We start from the raw sequence: 20,948 nt of genomic DNA, 5'->3' as shown, positions 1-20,948 counted from the left end.
AGGCCGCAACGATGAGGCTTCTCAAATTCAACGTGGCCACCTAGAAAGGGAACAGCGGGCTGAGGAAGAACCGGTCGAACCAGCCTGGCTGACTCGCATCGGCAAAGGCACCGGTGCCCGAGTAGGTGATGCGCGCGTCGGCGACCCGGGTCGAGGACACGGTGTTGTCAGTGGCGATGTCATCGGCGCGCACCAGGCCGGCAATCCGCACCAGCTCGTCGCCGGTGTTGAGGGTCAGCCACTTCTCGCCGCGCACGGCGATGATGCCGTTGGGCAAGACGTCGGCGACGGTCACCGTGATCGAACCGGTCAGGCTGTTGCTCTGGCCGGACTTGCTGTCTCCCTTGGTTGCGCGATCACCGGCGTAACCGACGTCGAGGCTCAGGTTACCGCTGCCCACCGGGTCGTTGGTGCTCAGGCCGCCGCCGAAAAACGAGCTCAGGCCGATGTCGGTCTTGCTGTTCTTGGCGGTTTGCGAATTGGCGTTCTTGCTGGCCTGGGTGCGCTCGTTCAGGGTGATGGTGATGATGTCGCCGACCCGGAACGCCTTGCGGTCGCTGTACAGGTTCTGCTCGAAACCGGCCTGGTAGATCGAGCCGTTGTTGGCCGCCGCCGGCAGCGGCGTGCGCGGCAACACCGGGGCGTAGTAAGGGTCATTGGGCTTGGGCGGAGGGGCGACACAACCCGCGAGCGCGGTGATCCCACTCAGTGCCAGGACAGATACAAAGCGATTCATGACCCTACCTCACGGTGTTGCCGGCGACCTCGTGGCCGCCCCATGGACTTGATTACAGATTCTGCGTGACGAACGAGAGCATCTGGTCGGCGGTGGAAATCACCTTGGAGTTCATCTCGTAGGCGCGTTGAGTGGTGATCATGTTGACCATCTCTTCAACGGTGCTGACGTTGGAGGTTTCCAGGGTGTTCTGCAGCGTGGTGCCGAAACCGGCCAGGCCCGGGGTGCCGACTTGCGGCGCGCCGCTGGCGGCGGTTTCCAGGAACAGGTTGTTGCCCACGGCCTGCAGGCCGGCCGGGTTGATGAAGTCGGCGGTTTGCAAGTTGCCGATCACCTGGGCGGCCGGGTTGCCGGCCACGGTGATGGACACGGTGCCGTCGCGACCGACCGTGAAGGTCTGGGCGTCGTTGGGGATGACAATCGCCGGTTCCAGGGCGAAGCCGCTGGCGTTGACGATCTGGCCGTTGGAGTCGAGGTGGAAGGTGCCGTCACGGGTGTAGGACGTGGTGCCGTCCGGCTGCAGGATCTGGAAGAAACCTCGGCCGTCGATGGCCATGTCCAACGGTTGCTCGGTGGTCTGCAGGCTGCCGGCGGTGAAGTTTTTCTGGGTGCCGACGATGCGCACACCGGTACCCACTTGCAGTCCCGACGGCAGTTCGCTGTCCTGGGTCGACTGGGCGCCCGGCTGGCGCTTGATCTGGTAGAGCAAGTCCTGGAACTCGGCGCGGTCACGTTTGAAACCCGTGGTCGAGACGTTGGCCAGGTTGTTGGAAATGGTCGTCAGGTTGGTGTCCTGGGCGGACAGGCCTGTTTTGGCAACCCATAGAGCCGGAAGCATTCGATTCTCCTCGTGCGCCTGTTTTACGGCGCGACGTTCTGATGATTATTAGATCTGCAAGACCCGAGCCATGGCCTGGTCGTCTTCTTTGGCGGTGTTCATCATCTTGACGTGCAGTTCGAACTGCTTGGCCAGGGCCAGCACCGAGGTCATCTCTTCCACGGCATTGACGTTGCTCGACTCGAGGAAGCCGGACACCAGCTTGACGTTGGCATCGGCCTGCGCCGGCTGGCCGTCCTTGGTGTGGATCGAACCGTCCAGGCCTTTGGTCATGTTCCTGAAGTCTGGGTTGACCAGCTTGATGCGGTCGACTTGCGCCATCACCCGCGGGCCCTCGCCCATCGCGCGAATGCTGATGCTGCCGTCCTCGCCCACCTCGATCTGCTGCTCGGGCGGCACGGCAATCGGCCCGCCATTGCCGAGCACCGGCATCCCGTTGCCGGCCCGCAACACGCCGAGGGCGTCGACGTTCAGGCTGCCGGTGCGCACGTAGCTTTCGCCGCCGTCGGGGTTCTGCACCGCAATCCAGCCGTTGCCCTGCACGGCGACATCGAGGTCGCGGCCGGTCTCTACCAGCGCGCCAGGGGAAAAGTCGGTGGCCGGACGCTCGGACAAGGCAAACGCACGCGCCGCAAAGCCGTCACCGAACACCGGCATCGAACGCGCCTGCTCCAGGTCTTTCTGGAAGCCGTTGGTGGAGATGTTCGCCAGGTTGTTCGCATGAGCCTTTTGCGCCAGTGCATTCTGGCTGGCGCCGGTCATTGCCACATAAAGGTACTTGTCCACACTCTTTCCTCTGCCTGCCGGACGTTTGCCGCCCAGTGCTGTGTTGCTGAGCGATAAGCAATTTGCAGACCAACTTTTTTCTGACGGCGCGGGGGACCGGGAAACAAGGGTGTTGAGGGGTTCCGAGGGGATTGGGGGAATGGGTTGGAGACGAAAAACCGGCGGTGTCATGCCGCTAGGCGGCAATCACGGTTTCTGCCGCCTGATCGTTCCCACGCTTTGCGTGGGAATGCAGCCCGGGACGCCACGTCCCAAGAGCGGACGCAGAGCGTCCGTTGAGGCATTCCCACGCGGAGCGTGGGTACGATCTGTCAGGCGCCGGGTTCTTTACCAACTTCGTACTCACGCAACTTATTGGCAATGGTGGTATGCGAAACCCCCAACCGCTTGCCCAGTTGCCGACTGCTCGGATGCTCGGAATACAGCCGCTCCAGCACCGCCTTCTCGAAGCGCCCGACAATCTCGTCCAGCCCGCCCTCCAGCGAAAAATCGCCAAGGGGCTGACGCACCCCGTAGTCCGGCAATCGAATGTGCTCGGCCTTCACCGTCCCGCCCTCGCACAACGAAACCGCCTGGAACAACACGTTCTCCAGTTGCCGGACATTGCCCGGCCAGTGGTAGTGGCTGAGCCGCTCCATCGCCGCCGGCGCGAGCTTCGGCAGCGGGCAACCGATCTGCCGGCTGGCCTGATCGAGGAAGTGTTCCACCAGCGGCGTCAACCCGTCGAGACACTCGCGCAAGGGCGGGATATGCAACGACAGCACGTTCAGGCGGTGATACAGGTCCTGGCGAAACTCCCCGCGCGCGCACAACTCGGACAGGTCGACCTGGGTCGCGCAGATCACGCGCACATCCAGATAAACCTCTTCATCGCTGCCGACACGACGGAAGCAACCGTCCTGCAGGAAGCGCAGCAATTTCACCTGCAGGCGCGGGCTCATTTCCCCGACGCCATCGAGAAACAGCGTACCGCCCGCCGTCAGCTCCAGCAGCCCGAGCTTGCCTTCGGCCCGCGCCCCTTCGAAGGCCCCGGGGCCGTACCCGAACAACTCGGTCTCGGCCATGGACTCCGGCAGGCCGGCGCAGTTGAGCGCCATCAGCGGTGACTGGCCACGGGGGCTCGCCAGGTGGCAGGCGCGCGCCAGCAACTCCTTGCCGGTGCCGGTTTCGCCTTCGATCAATAGCGGCGCATCCAGTGGCGCCATGCGCCGGGCTTCACGCACCACGGCGGCCATCACTTTCGAGCTCTGGAAGATGCTGTCGAACCCGCGCAGTTCCTGCTTGCGCACGTTATAAATGCGCTCACCCACCCGATCCGCGCGATGCAGGGTCAGTACCGCGCCGGCCATGGCTTCGCTGTCGTCATGCTCCGATTGCAACGGCGCAATGTCGGCGAGAAACACGTCGCCCTTGACCTTGACCCGCAGCCCATTGATCCGCGACTTGTTGGCGCGCACCAGTTCCGGCAAGTCGAAATCCTCGGCATACCGCGACAACGGGATCCCCGGCACCTCGTCGACGCGCACCCCGAGCAACTGCGCCGCCGCGCGGTTGGCGGCGACGATCGAGCCGCCCATGTCGATCGACAGCACCGGAAACTCCAGCGCGCCGAGCAAGGCATTGAGCTCCATGTGCCGCCGTTCGCTGGGCATCAGCCCGACACGCTTGACCCCGAAGACCCCGGCAATCGATTCGAATTTCGGCCGCAACGCCTGGAACTGGATGTTGATCAGGTTCGGGCAATGCAGGTAGATGGCGTTGCCATGCTCACCGCCGACCTCGCCGCGAGCGACGTTGATCCCGTACTCCACCAGCAGGTTGAGAATGTCGCGCAGGATGCCGATGCGGTTCTGGCAATGGACTTTGATACGCATATAAAGACCTGAAAAAGCGGTGATTGAGATTGATGCCGGATGCACACCTGTAGGAGCTGGCTTGCCAGCGAAGGCGGTGTGTCAGCCAATACATGTATCGAATGACACACCGCTTTCCCTGGCAAGCCAGCTCCTACAGATGTGCCAATGCCTTTGAGCGTGTTTTTCTGCTGCGGAGCTCAGATAGTCGTCAAGATTATGTGACACCTGGACGCCATTTCAAACCCGCAGATCTCAATACTTGCGCGGCAACCGGCAATCCGTAACGAATACTTTACGAAAATCGTGGTTTTTTCCTGCGCCCGACTCAAACCACCTGCTGCAACGTCAAACGCCTTGGGGTATTTCTAAGTCCATAGCAGGACATAACAAGAACGAAATCCCCTAGCAGGAGAGCAGCATGAAGCAGACGCACTACGTGGCTCGCGAGCCCGATGCGCAAGGTTTTATCGACTACCCCGCCGAAGAACACGCGGTGTGGAACACGCTGATCACTCGCCAACTGAAAGTGATCGAAGGGCGTGCGTGCCAGGAATACCTGGACGGTATCGAAAAACTCGGTCTGCCCCACGACCGCATTCCGCAACTGGGCGAGATCAACAAGGTCCTCGGTGAAACCACCGGCTGGCAAGTCGCCCGGGTGCCTGCATTGATTCCCTTCCAGACCTTTTTCGAATTGCTGGCCAGCAAGCAGTTTCCGGTGGCGACCTTTATTCGTACCCGCGAAGAGCTGGATTACCTGCAAGAGCCGGATATTTTCCACGAGATTTTCGGTCACTGCCCGCTGCTGACCAACCCCTGGTTTGCCGAATTCACCCACACCTACGGCAAACTCGGCCTGCAGGCGACCAAGGAAGAGCGCGTGTACCTGGCGCGCCTGTACTGGATGACCATCGAGTTTGGCCTGGTCGATACGCCGCAGGGCATGCGCATCTACGGCGGCGGCATTCTCTCCTCGCCTAAAGAAACCGTGTACTGCCTGTCGGACGAACCTAAGCATCACACGTTCGATCCGCTGGAATGCATGCGCACGCCGTATCGCATCGACATCCTGCAGCCGCTGTACTTTGTCCTGCCGAACCTCAAGCGCCTGTTCGATGTGGCCCATGAAGACATCATGAGCATGGTCAAGCAAGGCATGCAGCTGGGCTTGCACACCCCGAAATTTCCGCCAAAAGCCGCGTGATCCGCAGCTTTTAGAATCAAGTGAGCCTGTCCGGAACCCACGCTTTGGTTTAGCGTGGTGGAACTGACGGCCGATTTCCAATAATTCGATTTCAGGAACCCATCATGTCCACATTGAACCAAGCCCACTGCGAAGCCTGCCGCGCCGATGCCCCACAAGTCAGCGACGAAGAACTGCCGGTACTGATCAAGCAGATCCCTGACTGGAACATCGAAGTTCGCGACGGCGTGATGCAGCTGGAAAAGATTTTCCTGTTCAAGAATTTCAAGCACGCCCTGGCGTTCACCAACGCCGTCGGTGAAATCTCCGAGGCCGAAGGTCACCACCCGGGCCTGCTGACCGAGTGGGGCAAAGTCACCGTGACCTGGTGGAGCCATTCCATCAAGGGCCTGCACCGCAACGACTTCATCATGGCCGCGCGCACCGACGAAGTGGCCAAGGACGCCGAGGGCCGCAAATAATGCATTTCGACGCCATAGGTCGAGTACCCGGCGACCCGATCCTCGGCCTGATGGAGGCCTATGCGCTGGACCCGAACCCGCGCAAATTCGACCTCGGCGTGGGCGTCTATAAAGATGCCCAGGGCCTGACCTCGATCCCTCAGGCAGTGAAACTCGCCGAGGCGCGACTGGTGGACCGCCAGGCCACCAAGACCTACATCGGCGGCCATGGCGAACCGGCGTTCGGCAAAGTCATCAATGAGCTGGTATTGGGTGCCGACTCTGCGCTGATCGCCGAACAACGGGCCGGCGTGACGCAGACGCCGGGCGGCACCGGGGCGTTGCGCTTGAGCGCGGATTTCATCGCCCAGTGCCTGCCGGGCCGTGGCGTGTGGTTGAGCAGTCCGACCTGGCCGATCCACGAAACCATCTTCGCCGCGGCGGGCGTCAAGGTCAGTCACTACCCTTACGTGGGCAGCGACAACCGTCTCGACGTCGACGCCATGCTGGCCGCACTCGAAGCAGCGCCCAAGGGTGATGTCGTACTGCTGCACGCTTGCTGCCACAACCCGACCGGGTTCGACCTGTCCCATGACGACTGGCGCCGGTTGTTGAAGGTGGTGCGAAGCCGCGACCTGTTGCCCCTGATTGATTTTGCCTACCAGGGCTTCGGCGATGGCCTGGAACAGGATGCCTGGTCGACCCGGCTGTTCGCCGCCGAGTTGCCGGAAGTACTGATCACCAGTTCCTGCTCGAAGAACTTCGGCCTGTATCGCGACCGTACCGGCGCGTTGATTGTCTGCGCGAAAACCGCTGACAAGCTGGTGGACATCCGCAGTCAACTGGCCAACATCGCCCGCAACCTGTGGTCGACGCCGCCGGATCACGGCGCCGCCGTGGTGGCGACCATCCTTGGCGATCCGCAGCTGAAAAGTCTCTGGGCCGATGAAGTGGAGACGATGCGCTTGCGTATCGCCCAACTGCGCAGCGGCCTGGTGGAAGCCCTTGAGCCGCACGGGTTGCGCGAACGTTTTGCGCATATTGGCGTGCAGCGCGGAATGTTTTCCTACACCGGGTTGACGCCGGAGCAGGTTAAAAAACTGCGTGATCAGCACAGCGTGTACATGGTCGGCACTGGCCGGGCCAACGTGGCGGGGATTGATGCGACGCGCCTGGCCCTGCTGGCCGAGGCGATCGCCGAGGTCTGCAAGTAACCCTCTGCCACCCCCTGTAGGAGCTGGCTTGCCAGCGAAGGCGGCGTGTCAGTCGACACACAAACAGGCTGACACACCGCCACCCCCTGTAGGAGCTGGCTTGCCAGCGAAAGCGGTGTGTCAGTCGACACACAAACAGGCTGACACACCGCCACCCCCTGTAGGAGCTGGCTTGCCAGCGAAGGCGGCGTGTCAGTCGACACACAAACAGGCTGACACACCGCCACCCCCTGTAGGAGCTGGCTTGCCAGCGAAGGCGGCGTGGCAGTCGACACACAAACAGGCTGACACACCGCCACCCCCTGTAGGAGCTGGCTTGCCAGCGAAGGCGGCGTGTCAGTCGACACACAAACAGGCTGACACACCGCCCCCCCCTGTAGGAGCTGGCTTGCCAGCGAAAGCGGTGTGTCAGTCGATACATGTATTGGCTGATACACCGTCTTCGCTGGCAAGCCAGCTCCTACAAGGGGGGCGGTGTATCAGTCGATTTATATATTGCCCAGCCGCGCAACAGCAACCAGCCTGTCTATACAACCCCATCCGTCGAAACAAATGGATATAAAAGTCTATTTGTCTTTTCTACTGCTGTATCCTTCCCAGGCTTTTTAAAAGCGCGGATCTACCCAGATCTATCAACAGACTTTGCGAGGAGCGCGATATGCACGAGATTCCTAATCTCCCCTTCCCAAGCCTGCACGAAACTGAGCAGACGACCACGCAACAAGCCGGTGCCCAACAGCCCGAGAAGGAAGAAGCAACTGAACGCCGCCAGGCCGACAGCGAAGACTGATACACCTGCAATGCCAGACCGTGTGGAAAGCGCTAACATGCGCTTTCCACACCGCCTGAACCCCAGAGCCCCGCCCCATGACCAATGAATTCAACGAGAGCCAGGCCAGCCTCCTGATCGGCACCGCCGAGAAGATGATCGAGATCTGGAATCGCCTGTCCCCCGAGAAACAAGCCGCCTTGCTCGCCCGTTTCGGCAGCGAAGAAAACGCCCTGGCCGCCCTGGTCACGACGCAGCTGGTCGCCCCGCAGAACCCTGAATAACCCCTTCCGGCAAATAGTTTTACTTTTTCCACGACCCGCGGCCGCTCGCGCCGCTATCATAAGCAGCCTATCTATCCCGCTGCCCCGTGGACCTATACCTCATGTCTGAAAACCAGCGCCCCCTGGCGGTCACGCTGCAAGTCGTCTCCATCGTCCTGTTTACCTTCATCGGCTATCTCAACATCGGCATTCCCCTGGCCGTATTGCCGGGCTACGTCCACAGCGACCTGGGTTTCGGCGCCGTGATCGCCGGCCTGGTGATCAGCGTGCAATACCTGGCCACCCTGCTCAGCCGGCCCTATGCCGGGAAGATCATCGACAACAAGGGCAGCAAACTCGCGGTGATGTACGGCCTCGCCGGTTGCGGCTTGAGCGGCGTGTTCATGCTGCTGTCGGCCTGGACCCAGAGCCTGCCGACCTTGAGCCTGATCAGCCTGTTGATCGGCCGGCTGGTGCTCGGCAGTGCGGAAAGCCTGGTCGGTTCGGGCTCGATCGGCTGGGGCATCGGCCGGGTCGGCGCGGCGAACACCGCCAAGGTCATCTCCTGGAACGGCATCGCCAGTTATGGCGCCCTGGCCATCGGTGCACCACTGGGGGTGTGGCTGGTCAGTCGATTGGGCTTGTGGAGCATGGGCGTGAGTATCGTGCTGCTGGCCGTCCTCGGACTGGCGCTGGCCTGGCCAAAAACCGCGGCGCCGATCGTGGTCGGTGAACGCCTGCCGTTCATGCATGTGCTGGGGCGCGTACTGCCCCATGGCTGCGGACTGGCGCTGGGCTCCATCGGTTTTGGCACTATCGCGACCTTCATCACCCTGTATTACGCCACGCAACACTGGGATAACGCGGTGCTGTGCCTGAGCCTGTTCGGCGCCAGCTTCATCGGCGCCCGGTTGCTGTTCGGCAACCTGATCAACCGCCTCGGCGGCTTTCGCGTGGCGATTGCCTGCCTATCGGTGGAAACCCTGGGCCTGCTGTTACTGTGGCTGGCACCGGACGCGAATTGGGCGCTGGCCGGCGCGGCATTGAGCGGTTTTGGCTTCTCGCTGGTGTTCCCGGCACTGGGGGTGGAAGCGGTCAACCTGGTGCCGGCCTCCAGCCGTGGCGCGGCGGTCGGGGCTTATTCGTTGTTCATCGATTTGTCGCTGGGGATTACCGGTCCGCTGGCCGGTGCGATTGCGGCAGGTTTCGGTTTTGCCTCGATCTTCCTGTTCGCCGCCCTCGCCGCCCTGAGCGGCCTGGCACTGAGCGTTTACCTGTACCGACAGGCGCCAAAACACCTCAGTGAGAAGCACCGCGAAGAACGGGACGCGCGCTAGAAGTCGACCTTGCCCCGCCCGGCCTTGATGCTGCCGCGCTTGGTCTTGGATTCGAGCCGGCGCTTTTTCGAACCGAGGGTCGGCTTGGTCGGACGGCGTTTCTTTTCGACCTTGGTGGCGCTGAGGATCAACTCGATCAGGCGCTCCAGTGCATCGGCGCGATTGGCTTCCTGGGTGCGGTATTGTTGGGCCTTGATGATCAACACGCCTTCGCTGGTGATCCGGCTGTCCCGCAGCGCCAGCAGCCGTTCCTTGTAGAACTCGGGCAAGGACGAGGCCGGAATGTCGAAGCGCAGGTGCACCGCGCTGGAGACCTTGTTGACGTTCTGCCCACCCGCCCCCTGGGCACGAATGGCCGTCAATTCGATCTCGGCATCCGGCAGATGCACGTTGTTGGAAATCACCAGCATGGAAAAAGGTCCGGGTTCAGGTCCCTCAGGATACAGCACGCGACATCCCATCGCGGCTGATTCCGCCGCTGTGGTGGTTCGGCGCCCCCGCGATGCTCAAGGGGTGGATGGATCGGGTACTGGTGTACGGCGGACTTTACTCCAGTGAACGGCGCTTCGAACAAGGCGTGTGTTGGGGAAAGAAAGTGCTTCTGTGTGTAACGACTGGCTCGTCGGCGCACGAATGCGCGCCGAACGGTCGAGAGGGCAACACCCACCTGCTGTTGTGGCCGATCCAGTACGCCTTTCGTTATGTTGGTTTCGATGTGCTGCAGTCGTATCTGGTACACGGCATCTGGGCAGACTGTACGGCATCGGGACGTGACTTGAACGAGGAACTGCGGCGCTACAGTTCGTTCTGTGCCGATATTGATCAAGCAGCAGTACTTCGATTTAATTCGCCCACCGATTGGGACGAGCACGGCCAGTTGAAACAGGGGGCACCCAGTTACACACCTTTTATCGACCACCCCGGCAACCGAGATTCAGCAACGATATCGATAGCGGATAAGTGTAATTAACTCCTACAGACAATATTGATAAATCCTACAAACAATAAACCCGGCCAACGCCGGGTTTATTGTTTCGCGAGGTTTATCTACTTCACGGCAGGAGCAGTATTGGTTACCTGCTGCGCGCTGCGCTTGTTCTTGATGCCGTAGCAGACCCACATGAATGCGACCCACACCGGTATCGCGTACACCGAGATCTGGATCCCCGGGATCAACAGCATCACACCCAGAATGAACACCACGAACGCCAGGCAGATGTAATTCCCGTAGGGGTACCACAGGGCCTTGAACAGCGGCGTCTGTTTGGTTTTGTCCATGTGCTGGCGGAACTTGAAGTGCGAGAAGCTGATCATTGCCCAGTTGATCACCAGGGTCGCGACCACCAGCGACATCAACAGCTCCAGGGCGCTATGGGGAATCAGGTAGTTCAGCAACACGGCGATCAGCGTCACTGCCGCCGACGCCAGGATCGAACGCACAGGCACACCGCGCTTGTCGATCTTCGCCAGGGCTTTGGGCGCATCGCCCTGCTCCGCCATGCCCAGCAGCATGCGGCTGTTGCAGTAGGTGCCGCTGTTGTACACCGACAATGCCGCGGTCAGGACCACGAAGTTGAGGATGTGCGCGGCGGTATCGCTGCCGAGCATCGAGAACACTTGCACGAACGGGCTGCCGCTATAGGAATCGCCAGAGGCGTTCAGGGTTGCCAGCAGGCTGTCCCACGGGGTCAGCGACAGCAGGATGACCAGCGCACCGATGTAGAAAATCAGGATGCGGTAGATCACCTGGTTGATGGCCTTGGGGATCACGGTTCTCGGCTGGTCGGCTTCTGCCGCGGTGAAACCGAGCATTTCCAGGCCGCCGAAGGAGAACATGATAATCGCCATGGCCATTACCAGACCGCTGATACCGTTCGGGAAGAAGCCGCCGTGGGACCACAGGTTGCTCACCGACGCTTGCGGTCCGCCGTTGCCGCTGACCAGCAGGTAGCTGCCGAGGGCAATCATGCCGACGATGGCCACGACCTTGATGATCGCAAACCAGAACTCGGCCTCGCCGAAGACTTTGACGTTGGCCAGGTTGATCAGGTTGATCAGGACGAAGAACCCCGCGGCCGAGACCCAGGTCGGGATGTCCGGCGCCCAGTAGTGGATGTATTTGCCGACCGCGGTCAGCTCCGACATGCCCACCAGGATGTACAGGATCCAGCAGTTCCAGCCCGACAGGAAGCCGGCGAAACCGCCCCAGTACTTGTGCGCGAAGTGACTGAAGGAACCGGCCACCGGCTCTTCGACAATCATTTCGCCGAGCTGGCGCATGATCATGAAAGCAATGAAGCCGCAGATGGCGTAGCCGAGGATCATCGACGGGCCAGCGGATTTGAGTACGCCGGCCGAGCCGAGGAACAGTCCGGTACCGATCGCGCCACCGAGGGCGATCAGTTGAATATGGCGATTTTTCAGGCCGCGCTGCAGCTCGCCTGAATGCGAGTTTTGTCCACTCATGAAAAGGGTCTCACGCAAGGTTTGATGATGTTCGTTAGACGTTGCTGCTCGGTTACGGCTTCAAGCAGCGCCGATCAAACCCCAGCGCAGGCACCGGGAGTCCAGCGTTTTTACAACGGTCATGCGTCACCTGTTTGTTTTTATCTGTGACGAAATCGGACCCGACACGCTCGTGACGTGGCGGAGTGAACAAGGCGGATAACCTTGAGGTTTGCGCAGATGCGCAGGAGGTCACAGTTAAAACGCGGCGCATTGTACACCTGTAACCCCCTGCTGCCAGACACCGTTGGATCAACGTGTCGTTTGCCGGGATTGCCTGTGTCCGCCCCGAGTGTCTCGGGCGGCTGCAAAAAAAGAGTCAGACCTATGCAGGTCCTGGACAGGGACGGCAGAAAAATCGCCCCACGGGAAGAGATAAAGATGAGTCATGGCGTACATTGCGCCTCCTTCTTGTTATGCACCTGCACGACAGGCATGGGGCGCATCTGATCCTTGATGAGGCTTTGAAACAAGCGGGGCAGAAGGCTGGGAAGGGTTCGTGACTACCGCAAGATGGAAGTATTTCCTTACAGTGTCTGGAAAACCTCGAATCGAAAGGACCCATCAGTAGATTCCGTCAGATATTCGTTACAGGGCGTAACGCTGGTTTTCCATTTCGAGTTCAGTGGAGTTGCCACTGGTGCTTTCGCGAGCAGGCTCGCTCCCACAATGGGTCGCATTCAGCCAGTAGCACCCGATTTCCTGTGGGAGCGAGCCTGCTCGCGAAGGCGTCAGTACAGGCACCACCTCATCAAGTGAAAGCAGCAAAAAAAAACGCCAACCCGAAGGCTGGCGTTTTTTATCAAGCGCTTACCGCTTACTCAGGCTTGCGACGACCAAAGCCAGGACGCTGGCCGGAGCCGGCTGGCGCACCGCGGCGTTTGCCCGATGGCGCGTCCTTGTCGACCAGGACGATGCCCGGGCGTTTCTTCGGCGCAGGCTTGGCCGGGCGCTTGGTGTCGGACGGACGGTCCGCCACTGGCGTACCGCGACTCGCATCACCACGAGATTCGCCACGACCTGCAGGCGCACCGCGATCGCTGCGACCACCGCTTGGCGCACCACGGCCTTCACCGCGTTCGGTGCGACCGTTGGCCGGACGTGGCGTGCGTGGACCGCGCTCGCCGTCAGCACGAGGTGCTGCTGGCTTGCGGGCTGGACGCTCGCCTTCGATTTGCGGTTCACGGGAGTCACGCGGCGTAGCAGCGGTCTGGTTACCGATGGCTGGACGCAACGAACGCACGCGCTCGGTCTTGCCCATCGGACGCGACGATTTACGCTGCATGCGATCGAGCTTGTCTTTGCTCTTGGCGTTCATCTGCGGCATGGCCACCGGCGTCAGGCCCACTTCAGCACTCAGAATGTCGACTTCGTACTGGCTCATTTCGCGCCAGCGACCCATCGGCAGGTCGGAGTTGAGGAACACCGGGCCGAAACGCACGCGCTTCAGACGGCTGACCACCAGGCCCTGGGATTCCCACAGACGACGGACTTCGCGGTTGCGACCTTCCATGACCACGCAGTGGTACCAGTGGTTGAAACCTTCGCCACCCGGAGCTTGCTTGATGTCGGTGAACTTGGCCGGGCCGTCTTCGAGGACGACGCCCGCCTTCAGGCGCTCGATCATTTCGTCATCGACTTCGCCACGCACACGGACTGCGTATTCACGGTCCATTTCGTAGGACGGGTGCATCAGGCGGTTGGCCAGTTCACCGTCGGTGGTGAACATCAGCAGACCGGTGGTGTTGATGTCCAGGCGGCCGATGTTGATCCAGCGACCTTCTTTCGGGCGCGGCATCTTGTCGAAAACGGTTGGACGGCCTTCCGGGTCGAGGCGGGTGCAGATTTCGCCGTCGGGCTTGTTGTACATGATCACGCGGCGTACCGACTCGGCGGCTTCTTCGCGCTTGATCACCTTGCCATCAATGGTGATGGCGTCGTGCAGGTCGACGCGCAGGCCGAGGGTGGCGTCTTTGCCATTGACCTTGATGCGGCCGTGACTGATCCAGGCTTCTACGTCACGGCGCGAGCCGACGCCGATACGGGCGAGGACTTTCTGCAGTTTTTCGCCTGCTGGGCCGATTTCCTGGTCGTCTTTCTGGTCTTTGATACTCATCTGGGCACCTCCCGGTGTGGTCTGTTCAGGCAGCTCTGAGGTGAGGGGCCTGAAGCGTTGAAAGCTGGGCACTCGGGCGAAGGGATCGCCGGAGGGTCGCGAATCATACGCTCATGCGGGCGTTCGCGCATCAGAGACTAGTCGATGGAGGCCAGGTTATTTGCTTTTCCGCCGACCGGTGGCACCGAGCTTGATCAACCGCAGCGCCGCTTCGGCCAGCACCGTGCGCTTGTCGACCTTGTCGAGTTTCTTCCAGACCTTGATCTCGCGCTTGCTGCGACCGCAGCCGATGCAGATGTCATCGGTGAACTTGCAGACGCTGATGCAGGGGTCTTTGGTTGAGCTCATCGAATACTCCAGTCAACACAAACCCTTGTAGGAGCCGGCTTGCTGGCGATGGCGTCCTGACAGCCAGCACATGTGTTGAATGTGTCACCGCCATCGCCAGCAAGCCGGCTCCTACAGGGAATCTCAGTGTCCACAGAATGTGTGGTCAGTCGTCGAATTCGCGGCGTTCGGCCTCGATCGCTTCGGCCAGGGCCCGGGCTTCGGCTTCTTCGTCGGTCAACGCGGGCTCGGGTTTGGACTGTTCGAGCGCGGCAACGGCGGCCAGAAGCTTCTCTCGAGCTTCGGCAACACCGAGCACGTCATCTTCAAGCTCTTCTTCGACTGTGGCTTCAGGCTCGACCTGAAGTTCAACTTCGATCTGAGCCCCAGGCTCGAACTGTTCCAGGACTTCTTCAGTCTCAGTCACCGCCCCATCGCGCAGGATGTCGTCGAAATCAGTCTTGAGCCCCTCCTCCATCGTGTCCAGCTCCTGCAACAACGTATGGAAACTGGTTTCCTCCTTCGGCTCCTCCGGCTCGGCACTGGCGTCCGCCAGCTCCTGCAACCCGGCAGGCACCGGTGCGTCGTCGAAATCCAGCACCGGATCAGGTTCAAGCTCGCGCAGCTCGGCCAGCGGCGGCAGATCGTCGAGGTTCTTCAGGTTGAAGTGATCGAGAAAAACTTTGGTGGTGGCGAACATCGCCGGTTTACCAGGCACGTCGCGGTAGCCGACGATGCGGATCCACTCGCGTTCCAGCAGGGTCTTGACGATGTGAGTGTTGACCGCCACACCCCGTACGTCTTCGATCTCGCCCCGGGTAATCGGCTGGCGATAGGCGATCAGGGCCATGGTTTCGAGCATGGCGCGGGAATAGCGTTGCGGCCGCTCTTCCCACAGACGTCCTACCCACGGCGAGAACTTTTCGCGGATCTGCAGGCGATACCCGGAAGCCACTTCCTTCAGCTCGAAGGCGCGGCCGTCGCAGGACTTGGCCAGAATCGTCAGCGCTTTCTTGAAAACCGGCGGCTCCGGTCGTTCGGCCTCTTCGAAGAGTTCGAACAGGCGTTCAAGCGATTGCGGTTTTCCCGAGGCCAACAGAAAGGCCTCAAGCAGTGGCGCCAGCTCGCGGGGTTCACTCAGGTTCATGATTCAACTCGTTATTCGGCTCGGGCCCGGACGTGGATCGCCGCGAACGGCTCATTCTGCACCAGCTCGACCAGGGATTCCTTGACCAGTTCGAGGATCGCCATAAAGGTCACCACCACCCCCAGGCGTCCTTCTTCCGCGGTGAACAGCTCGACAAAGGGCACGAAACCGCCGCCCTTGAGCCGTTCCAGCACATCGCTCATGCGTTCGCGGGTGGACAATGCCTCGCGGCTGACCTGGTGGCTTTCGAACATGTCGCCCCGGCGCAGGACCTCGGCCATGGACATCAGCAATTCTTCCAGACTCACATCCGGCAACAGCTTGCGCGCCCGGGCCTCTGGGGCGTCGAGCTTGGGCACCACCACGTCACGGCCGACGCGACTCAAGCCATCGATGCCTTCGGCGGCCGCCTTGAAGCGTTCGTACTGCTGCAAACGCCGGATCAACTCGGCGCGCGGATCGTCTTCTTCGGCTTCGATGGTTTCGGCACGGGGCAGCAACATCCGCGACTTGATTTCGGCCAGCATCGCGGCCATCACCAGGTATTCCGCGGCCAGCTCCAGGCGCACCGACTGCATCAGTTCGACATACCCCATGTACTGGCGGGTTATTTCCGCCACCGGGATGTCGAGGATGTTGATGTTCTGTTTGCGGATCAGATACAGCAACAGGTCGAGGGGGCCTTCGAAGGCCTCGAGAAAAACTTCGAGCGCGTCCGGCGGGATATACAGGTCCAGCGGCATTTCCATGACCGCCTGGCCATAGACCATCGCGAAGGGCAGCTCTTGCTGGGCTCCGGCCTGATCGTCGACGGGTTCCACTACGGACATCTAGGCCTCGGCCATGAATGGCGTGGGATCGCCGCAACCGACGCGGATCACTTCGGGCTCGCCGTCAGCGAGGTTGATCACGGTGGACGCCTTGATCCCGCCGAAACCGCCGTCGATGATCAGGTCGACCTGGTGCTCGAGCAACTGGCGCATTTCGTAAGGATCGCTCATCGGGTCGGTGTCGCCGGGCATGATCAGGGTCACGCTCATCAACGGCTCGCCCAGCTGTTCCAGCAGCGCCAGGGCAATCGGATGGGCCGGCACGCGCAGGCCGATGGTGCGTTTTTTCGGATGCAACAGCAGGCGCGGGACTTCGCGGGTGGCGTTGAGGATGAAGGTATAGGGGCCCGGCAGATGCGCCTTGAGCAGGCGGAAGGTGCCGGTGTCGATCTTGGCGAACAAGCCCAGTTGCGACAGGTCGCTGCAAATCAGCGCAAAGTTGTGCTTCTCGTCCAGTTGACGCAAGCGGCGCACGCGCTCCACGGCGTTCTTGTCACCGATCTGGCAACCAATGGCGTAGGAGGAGTCTGTGGGATAAATCACCACCCCGCCGCTGCGGATGATCTCGACAGCCTGTTTGATCAGGCGCGCTTGCGGGTTTTCCGGATGAATCTGGAAAAATTGACTCACATTCTCTACCTGTTCAGACGGCGGCAATAATTGGGTCATGTTTGAATCGACACCACAATGGCGGCAGATCCTCCGGAAGCGGGCGATATTCGCCGATCTCGGACCAGCCTCCAGGGCCATGAAAATCACTGCCGGCGCTGACCAGCAGACCGAACTCGCGAGCAAGAATCGCCAGGCTGCCCACTTGCTCGGCGGGCTGATGGCCATTGACCACTTCGATGGCGTGGCCCCCTGCTTGAATATAGTCGGCAATCAGCCGGCGACGTTTGCTGCGAGTGAAATCGTAATGCCAGGGATGCGCCAGGCTGACCCAGGCTTTCGCCGCGCGCAGGGTTTCGACGGTATCTTCCAGGGTCGGCCAGTGTTGCTTGACGTCCCCCAGCTTGCCGGCGCCCAGCCATTTGCGGAACGCTTCGGCGCGATCCTTGACGTAGCCCTCGCGCACCATCCAGTCGGCGAAATGCGGACGGGCCGGCGCGTTGCCGCTGTCGCCCAGTTCCTGCTGAATGGCCCGGGCACCTTCCAGCGCTCCCGGCATGCCTTTCAACGCCAACTTGCGGCTTATTTCTTCGGACCGCAGCCAGCGGCCATCGTGCAATCTGGCAATCGCCTCGACCAACGGTGGTGCATTCACATCAAATCCGTAGCCCAACACATGGATGGTCGCGCCGCCCCAGGTGCAGGACAATTCGACGCCATTGACCAGTTGCATGCCCAGCGCGGACGCCGCGCTGCGGGCCTCGGCAAGGCCTTCGAGGGTATCGTGATCGGTCAAGGCCAGGACTCGCACGCCTTTCTCGAACGCACGCGCAACCAGGACCGCAGGCGCCAGGGCGCCATCGGAGGCCGTGCTGTGGCAGTGCAAATCAACATTCACGGGGATGTGTTACCTCAAATCAGCTGGCGCTATCGCGCGCCCATATGTTTGTTATTATGCCGCCACATCCTGCTTCTGGCTGCCACTGTGAAACAATTCATCGATTTCATCCCGCTCCTGCTGTTCTTCATTGTGTTCAAAATCGATCCACGGGTCGTCGACATCGCCGGTCATCAACTGACCGTCGGCGGTATCTACAGCGCCACCGCGATGCTGATCGTCAGTTCCCTGGTGGTCTACGGCGCGCTCTATATCAAGCAGCGCAAGCTGGAAAAGAGCCAATGGCTGACCCTCATCGCCTGCCTGGTCTTCGGCAGCCTGACCCTGGCGTTCCATAGCGAGACCTTCCTGAAATGGAAAGCCCCCGTGGTCAACTGGCTGTTTGCCCTGGCGTTCATCGGCAGCCACTTCGTTGGTGATCAATTGTTGATCAAGCGCATCATGGGCCACGCACTGACCCTGCCGGAGCCGGTCTGGACCCGCCTGAACATCGCCTGGATCGGGTTTTTCCTGTTTTGTGGCGCCGCCAACCTGTTTGTCGCGTTCACCTTCCAGAGCTACTGGGTCGACTTCAAGGTCTTCGGCAGCCTGGGCATGACCTTGCTGTTCCTGGTCGCACAGGGCATCTACCTGTCCCGCCATTTGCACGACGCCGATACCACAACGCCAAAAACCGAGGACTGACATGCTTTACGCAATCATTGCCACAGACGTCGCCAACTCCCTGGAAGCCCGCCTGGCCGCACGGCCTGCCCACCTTGAGCGCCTGCAAGTGCTCAAAGGCGAAGGCCGCATCGTACTGGCCGGCCCGCACCCGGCCGTCGACAGCAATGATCCGGGGGCCGCGGGTTTCACCGGCAGCCTGATCGTCGCCGAATTCGATTCCCTCAGCGCCGCCCAGGCCTGGGCCGACGCCGATCCGTATATCGCCGCCGGCGTCTACGCCAACGTTTCGGTCAAGCCGTTCAAGCAAGTCCTCCCGTAATATCCCCCGCGCGATGAACCTTCCCGGTTCATCGCGCTCTCAACGCTCATTATTCTCTTTCACCGGCCGACAACCTGCCCAGTACCCGTATTGGAACCAGGGGTCGCGATACGCAAAGGGCCGTTGTGTCTGATGCTGGTCATGTCAGCCCCCCAGTGCGCTGCCGCGTCCATTGACTGACCGGCAACAATGGTTCGTCATCGGTGCGGTTGGCCCTGCTCTGCGGTATCTTCGCCAGTGGTACAAGCAGAACGTCGGCAATGGCTAAATTGAGTGATTCATGAGCGAGTTGTTATTAATTGATGATGATCAGGAGCTGTGTGAGCTCTTGAGCAGTTGGCTGAGCCAGGAAGGCTTCCACGTCCGCGCCTGCCACGATGGCCGCAGCGCACGTCGCGCGCTGGCTGAAACTTCGCCGGCAGCGGTGGTACTGGACGTGATGCTGCCGGACGGCAGCGGCCTGGAACTGCTCAAGCAACTGCGCAGCGATCATCCGGATTTGCCGGTGCTGATGCTCTCGGCCCGGGGCGAGCCCCTGGATCGTATCCTCGGCCTGGAACTCGGCGCCGACGATTACCTGGCCAAACCCTGCGATCCACGGGAACTGACAGCGCGTTTGCGCGCCGTATTGCGCCGCAGTCATCCGACGGCGGTGTCCAGCCAGCTTGAACTGGGCGACCTGTGTTTCAGCCCGGTGCGCGGCGTGGTCAGCATCGATGGCCAGGAATTCACCCTCACCGTTTCCGAAAGCCGCCTGCTCGAAGCGCTGCTCAAGCAACCCGGTGAACCGCTGGACAAACAGGATCTGGCGCAGATCGCCCTCGGCCGCAAACTGACCCTGTACGACCGCAGCCTGGACATGCACATCAGCAACCTGCGCAAAAAAATCGGCCCGCACCCCGATGGCCGACCGCGTATTGTTGCCCTGCGCAGCCGTGGTTATTACTACAGCCTCTGAATCAGAAGTCTCTGAAACAGACGCGATCCCCGGTGCAGGAGCCCCCTGTAGGAGCTGGCTTGTCGAATCGTCGCACCGCAGCGATGGTCGTTAACGATGACGCGTGCTCACTGGAAGAACGCGTGGTCTATGCGTTCTTCGCTGGCAAGCCAGCTCCTACAGGGGCGAAGGCGGTGTAACTAATACCGCGTCGTCTGGTTCGCCGGCAAGCCTGGCTCCTACAGACCGCGTCGCCTGGTTCGCCGGCAAGCCTGGCTCCTACAGACCGCGTCGTCTGGTTCGCCGGCAAGCCTGGCTCCTACAGACCGCGTCGCCTGGTTCGCCGGCAAGCCTGGCTCCTACAGACCGCGTCGCCTGGTTCGCCGGCAAGCCTGGCTCCTACAGACCGCGTCGCCTGGTTCGCCGGCAAGCCGGCGTCTGCCGGAGGGGCGTTTGTCAGGACGGCACGAAATCGTCTTTACCCAAGCTTTACGCTCCGCTGACCGCCGCTGACCTTGATCTGCGTAATCTGCACACATCCGGAACGTACCGGGAACGAGACAAGGAGATTCACCATGCGCAAGACTCTTATCGCTCTGATGTTCGCTGCCGCCCTGCCGACCGTTGCCATGGCCATGCCTGAAGGCGCCGGCCCGATGGGCCCGATGGACGGCTCGCGCCACGGCGGCCAGATGCACGGCATGCACGGCAAAGGCCCCTACAGCCAGCTGGACCTGAGTCGCGAACAGCGCGAGCAGATCCGCAAGATCATGGGCGAGCAGATGCACGAGCGTAAGCAAGTGGTCGACAAGTACCTGGAAAAACTGTCGCCAGCCGACCAGAAAGCCATGAAAGACGAAATGGCCGCCAACCACAAGAAAGCCGAAGCCGACGTGCGTGCCCTGCTGAAACCGGATCAACAGAAGCAATTCGACGAGATCCAGAAGAAAAAGGCCGAGCGCCGCGCGGAATGGGCCGAGTTCAAGGCCTGGAAAGCGCAACAACCGCAAAAAGCGCAATAATGCGCTGACCCCGGACCCAACGGCTAAACACCGTTGGGTCTGGTGCTACTCGGTTTAATTGTAGGAGCTGGCTTGCCAGCGAAAGCGGTGTGTCAGTAGATACATGTATTAGCTGTTACGCCGCCTTCG

At 61.1% G+C, this 20,948-nt stretch carries 23 protein-coding genes; 11 read left to right on the top strand and 12 right to left on the bottom strand.

What is annotated here, in order from left to right; translation table 11 throughout:
• Positions 1 to 40 precede the first annotated feature (40 nt).
• The 4 genes from flgH to F8N96_RS21340 form a co-directional block, all read right to left on the bottom strand.
• Positions 41 to 736, bottom strand: coding sequence for a flagellar basal body L-ring protein FlgH (gene flgH, locus F8N96_RS21355; protein ID WP_138968644.1), 696 nt, complete (start codon positions 734 to 736; stop codon positions 41 to 43).
• 52 nt (positions 737 to 788) lie between these two features.
• Entirely contained in the window at positions 789 to 1,574 is a 786-nt protein-coding gene (flgG, locus tag F8N96_RS21350) for a flagellar basal-body rod protein FlgG (RefSeq protein ID WP_128871735.1), read from the bottom strand.
• A 48-nt stretch (positions 1,575 to 1,622) separates the two neighbouring features.
• Complete coding sequence (locus F8N96_RS21345; RefSeq protein ID WP_150799508.1) at positions 1,623 to 2,360, bottom strand: flagellar basal body rod protein FlgF; 738 nt, start codon at positions 2,358 to 2,360, stop codon at positions 1,623 to 1,625.
• Positions 2,361 to 2,671: 311 nt separating this feature from the next.
• Positions 2,672 to 4,234 (bottom strand): sigma-54-dependent phenylalanine hydroxylase transcriptional regulator PhhR, encoded by a 1,563-nt coding sequence (locus F8N96_RS21340; RefSeq protein ID WP_033055953.1) that lies wholly within the window; start codon positions 4,232 to 4,234, stop codon positions 2,672 to 2,674.
• Between the two features lie 400 nt (positions 4,235 to 4,634).
• On the opposite strand from F8N96_RS21340, the gene phhA reads away from it, so the two are divergent.
• The 6 genes from phhA to F8N96_RS21315 all read left to right on the top strand — a co-directional run bounded on the left by phhA (position 4,635) and on the right by F8N96_RS21315 (position 9,443).
• Positions 4,635 to 5,420: a phenylalanine 4-monooxygenase gene (phhA, locus tag F8N96_RS21335; protein ID WP_150799507.1), complete on the top strand. Its 786-nt coding sequence runs from the start codon at positions 4,635 to 4,637 to the stop codon at positions 5,418 to 5,420.
• Positions 5,421 to 5,524: 104 nt separating this feature from the next.
• On the top strand, positions 5,525 to 5,881 hold the full coding sequence (locus F8N96_RS21330; RefSeq protein WP_064679132.1) for a 4a-hydroxytetrahydrobiopterin dehydratase: 357 nt from the start codon (positions 5,525 to 5,527) through the stop codon (positions 5,879 to 5,881).
• Positions 5,881 to 7,074, top strand: a complete 1,194-nt coding sequence (locus F8N96_RS21325) for an amino acid aminotransferase (RefSeq protein WP_150799506.1) — start codon at positions 5,881 to 5,883, stop codon at positions 7,072 to 7,074. Before F8N96_RS21330 ends, F8N96_RS21325 begins: the two co-directional genes overlap by 1 nt.
• Before the next feature lie 658 nt (positions 7,075 to 7,732).
• Positions 7,733 to 7,864 carry a hypothetical protein gene (locus F8N96_RS35715; RefSeq protein ID WP_257784578.1) on the top strand — a complete coding sequence of 44 codons (132 nt, stop codon included), beginning with the start codon at positions 7,733 to 7,735 and terminating at the stop codon, positions 7,862 to 7,864.
• Positions 7,865 to 7,941: 77 nt separating this feature from the next.
• Positions 7,942 to 8,127: a hypothetical protein gene (locus F8N96_RS21320; protein WP_150799505.1), complete on the top strand. Its 186-nt coding sequence runs from the start codon at positions 7,942 to 7,944 to the stop codon at positions 8,125 to 8,127.
• Between the two features lie 101 nt (positions 8,128 to 8,228).
• Positions 8,229 to 9,443: an MFS transporter gene (locus F8N96_RS21315; RefSeq protein ID WP_150799504.1), complete on the top strand. Its 1,215-nt coding sequence runs from the start codon at positions 8,229 to 8,231 to the stop codon at positions 9,441 to 9,443.
• Here the strand turns inward: F8N96_RS21315 and arfB are convergent.
• The gene (gene arfB, locus F8N96_RS21310; RefSeq protein ID WP_017337147.1) at positions 9,440 to 9,853 is read right to left on the bottom strand and encodes an alternative ribosome rescue aminoacyl-tRNA hydrolase ArfB; all 414 of its coding nucleotides are present in this window, start codon (positions 9,851 to 9,853) and stop codon (positions 9,440 to 9,442) included. The genes F8N96_RS21315 and arfB overlap by 4 nt on opposite strands.
• Between arfB and F8N96_RS21305 the strand changes: the two genes are divergently transcribed.
• On the top strand, positions 9,805 to 10,413 hold the full coding sequence (locus F8N96_RS21305; RefSeq protein ID WP_318187384.1) for an NAD(P)H-dependent oxidoreductase: 609 nt from the start codon (positions 9,805 to 9,807) through the stop codon (positions 10,411 to 10,413). The genes arfB and F8N96_RS21305 overlap by 49 nt on opposite strands.
• Before the next feature lie 77 nt (positions 10,414 to 10,490).
• On the opposite strand, the gene F8N96_RS21300 is transcribed toward F8N96_RS21305, so the two are convergent.
• From F8N96_RS21300 to F8N96_RS21270, 7 genes are all read right to left on the bottom strand, one after another.
• Entirely contained in the window at positions 10,491 to 11,909 is a 1,419-nt protein-coding gene (locus F8N96_RS21300; protein ID WP_150799502.1) for an amino acid permease, read from the bottom strand.
• A gap of 856 nt (positions 11,910 to 12,765) precedes the next feature.
• Complete coding sequence (gene rluB / locus F8N96_RS21295) at positions 12,766 to 14,064, bottom strand: 23S rRNA pseudouridine(2605) synthase RluB (RefSeq protein WP_150799501.1); 1,299 nt, start codon at positions 14,062 to 14,064, stop codon at positions 12,766 to 12,768.
• Positions 14,065 to 14,220: 156 nt separating this feature from the next.
• Positions 14,221 to 14,412: a DUF1289 domain-containing protein gene (locus tag F8N96_RS21290; protein WP_150799500.1), complete on the bottom strand. Its 192-nt coding sequence runs from the start codon at positions 14,410 to 14,412 to the stop codon at positions 14,221 to 14,223.
• Positions 14,413 to 14,557: 145 nt separating this feature from the next.
• Positions 14,558 to 15,538, bottom strand: a complete 981-nt coding sequence (gene scpB / locus F8N96_RS21285; RefSeq protein ID WP_150799499.1) for an SMC-Scp complex subunit ScpB — start codon at positions 15,536 to 15,538, stop codon at positions 14,558 to 14,560.
• Positions 15,539 to 15,549: 11 nt separating this feature from the next.
• Positions 15,550 to 16,308 carry a segregation and condensation protein A gene (locus F8N96_RS21280; RefSeq protein WP_191626226.1) on the bottom strand — a complete coding sequence of 253 codons (759 nt, stop codon included), beginning with the start codon at positions 16,306 to 16,308 and terminating at the stop codon, positions 15,550 to 15,552.
• Between the two features lie 60 nt (positions 16,309 to 16,368).
• Positions 16,369 to 16,998: an L-threonylcarbamoyladenylate synthase gene (locus F8N96_RS21275; RefSeq protein ID WP_150799497.1), complete on the bottom strand. Its 630-nt coding sequence runs from the start codon at positions 16,996 to 16,998 to the stop codon at positions 16,369 to 16,371.
• Positions 16,999 to 17,011: 13 nt separating this feature from the next.
• Positions 17,012 to 17,875, bottom strand: a complete 864-nt coding sequence (locus F8N96_RS21270; protein WP_150799496.1) for a PHP domain-containing protein — start codon at positions 17,873 to 17,875, stop codon at positions 17,012 to 17,014.
• An 87-nt stretch (positions 17,876 to 17,962) separates the two neighbouring features.
• Here F8N96_RS21270 and F8N96_RS21265 point away from each other — a divergent pair, with 87 nt between their 5' ends.
• The 4 genes from F8N96_RS21265 to F8N96_RS21250 all read left to right on the top strand — a co-directional run bounded on the left by F8N96_RS21265 (position 17,963) and on the right by F8N96_RS21250 (position 20,819).
• Positions 17,963 to 18,559, top strand: a complete 597-nt coding sequence (locus F8N96_RS21265; protein ID WP_150799495.1) for a septation protein A — start codon at positions 17,963 to 17,965, stop codon at positions 18,557 to 18,559.
• 1 nt (position 18,560) lies between these two features.
• A complete protein-coding gene (locus F8N96_RS21260) occupies positions 18,561 to 18,860 on the top strand; it encodes a YciI family protein (RefSeq protein ID WP_008156126.1) in 300 nt (99 codons plus the stop codon).
• 280 nt (positions 18,861 to 19,140) lie between these two features.
• The gene (locus F8N96_RS21255) at positions 19,141 to 19,818 is read left to right on the top strand and encodes a response regulator transcription factor (protein ID WP_150799494.1); all 678 of its coding nucleotides are present in this window, start codon (positions 19,141 to 19,143) and stop codon (positions 19,816 to 19,818) included.
• A 554-nt stretch (positions 19,819 to 20,372) separates the two neighbouring features.
• Positions 20,373 to 20,819, top strand: coding sequence for a Spy/CpxP family protein refolding chaperone (locus F8N96_RS21250; RefSeq protein ID WP_150749095.1), 447 nt, complete (start codon positions 20,373 to 20,375; stop codon positions 20,817 to 20,819).
• The last annotated feature ends 129 nt before the right edge of the window (positions 20,820 to 20,948 follow it).

It is taken from the genome of Pseudomonas fluorescens, from assembly GCF_902497855.1.
Lineage (GTDB): Bacteria > Pseudomonadota > Gammaproteobacteria > Pseudomonadales > Pseudomonadaceae > Aquipseudomonas > Aquipseudomonas fluorescens_BI.
The sequence above is the reverse complement of the archived record's forward strand: the minus strand, read 5'-3'. Positions and strand labels throughout refer to the sequence as shown.

What these genes read in the sequence shown, in the direction of transcription:
- F8N96_RS21320 (WP_150799505.1), top strand. Translation starts at nt 7,942, where the DNA reads ATGACCAATGAATTCAACGAGAGCCAGGCCAGCCTCCTGATCGGCACC.
- F8N96_RS21300 (WP_150799502.1), bottom strand. Translation starts at nt 11,909, where the DNA reads ATGAGTGGACAAAACTCGCATTCAGGCGAGCTGCAGCGCGGCCTGAAA.
- F8N96_RS21280 (WP_191626226.1), bottom strand. Translation starts at nt 16,308, where the DNA reads ATGGTCTATGGCCAGGCGGTCATGGAAATGCCGCTGGACCTGTATATC.
- F8N96_RS21330 (WP_064679132.1), top strand. Translation starts at nt 5,525, where the DNA reads ATGTCCACATTGAACCAAGCCCACTGCGAAGCCTGCCGCGCCGATGCC.
- F8N96_RS21255 (WP_150799494.1), top strand. Translation starts at nt 19,141, where the DNA reads ATGAGCGAGTTGTTATTAATTGATGATGATCAGGAGCTGTGTGAGCTC.
- phhA (WP_150799507.1), top strand. Translation starts at nt 4,635, where the DNA reads ATGAAGCAGACGCACTACGTGGCTCGCGAGCCCGATGCGCAAGGTTTT.
- F8N96_RS21325 (WP_150799506.1), top strand. Translation starts at nt 5,881, where the DNA reads ATGCATTTCGACGCCATAGGTCGAGTACCCGGCGACCCGATCCTCGGC.
- flgG (WP_128871735.1), bottom strand. Translation starts at nt 1,574, where the DNA reads ATGCTTCCGGCTCTATGGGTTGCCAAAACAGGCCTGTCCGCCCAGGAC.
- F8N96_RS21290 (WP_150799500.1), bottom strand. Translation starts at nt 14,412, where the DNA reads ATGAGCTCAACCAAAGACCCCTGCATCAGCGTCTGCAAGTTCACCGAT.
- F8N96_RS21250 (WP_150749095.1), top strand. Translation starts at nt 20,373, where the DNA reads ATGCGCAAGACTCTTATCGCTCTGATGTTCGCTGCCGCCCTGCCGACC.
- F8N96_RS21340 (WP_033055953.1), bottom strand. Translation starts at nt 4,234, where the DNA reads ATGCGTATCAAAGTCCATTGCCAGAACCGCATCGGCATCCTGCGCGAC.
- scpB (WP_150799499.1), bottom strand. Translation starts at nt 15,538, where the DNA reads ATGAACCTGAGTGAACCCCGCGAGCTGGCGCCACTGCTTGAGGCCTTT.
- F8N96_RS21260 (WP_008156126.1), top strand. Translation starts at nt 18,561, where the DNA reads ATGCTTTACGCAATCATTGCCACAGACGTCGCCAACTCCCTGGAAGCC.
- flgH (WP_138968644.1), bottom strand. Translation starts at nt 736, where the DNA reads ATGAATCGCTTTGTATCTGTCCTGGCACTGAGTGGGATCACCGCGCTC.
- rluB (WP_150799501.1), bottom strand. Translation starts at nt 14,064, where the DNA reads ATGAGTATCAAAGACCAGAAAGACGACCAGGAAATCGGCCCAGCAGGC.
- F8N96_RS35715 (WP_257784578.1), top strand. Translation starts at nt 7,733, where the DNA reads ATGCACGAGATTCCTAATCTCCCCTTCCCAAGCCTGCACGAAACTGAG.
- F8N96_RS21315 (WP_150799504.1), top strand. Translation starts at nt 8,229, where the DNA reads ATGTCTGAAAACCAGCGCCCCCTGGCGGTCACGCTGCAAGTCGTCTCC.
- arfB (WP_017337147.1), bottom strand. Translation starts at nt 9,853, where the DNA reads ATGCTGGTGATTTCCAACAACGTGCATCTGCCGGATGCCGAGATCGAA.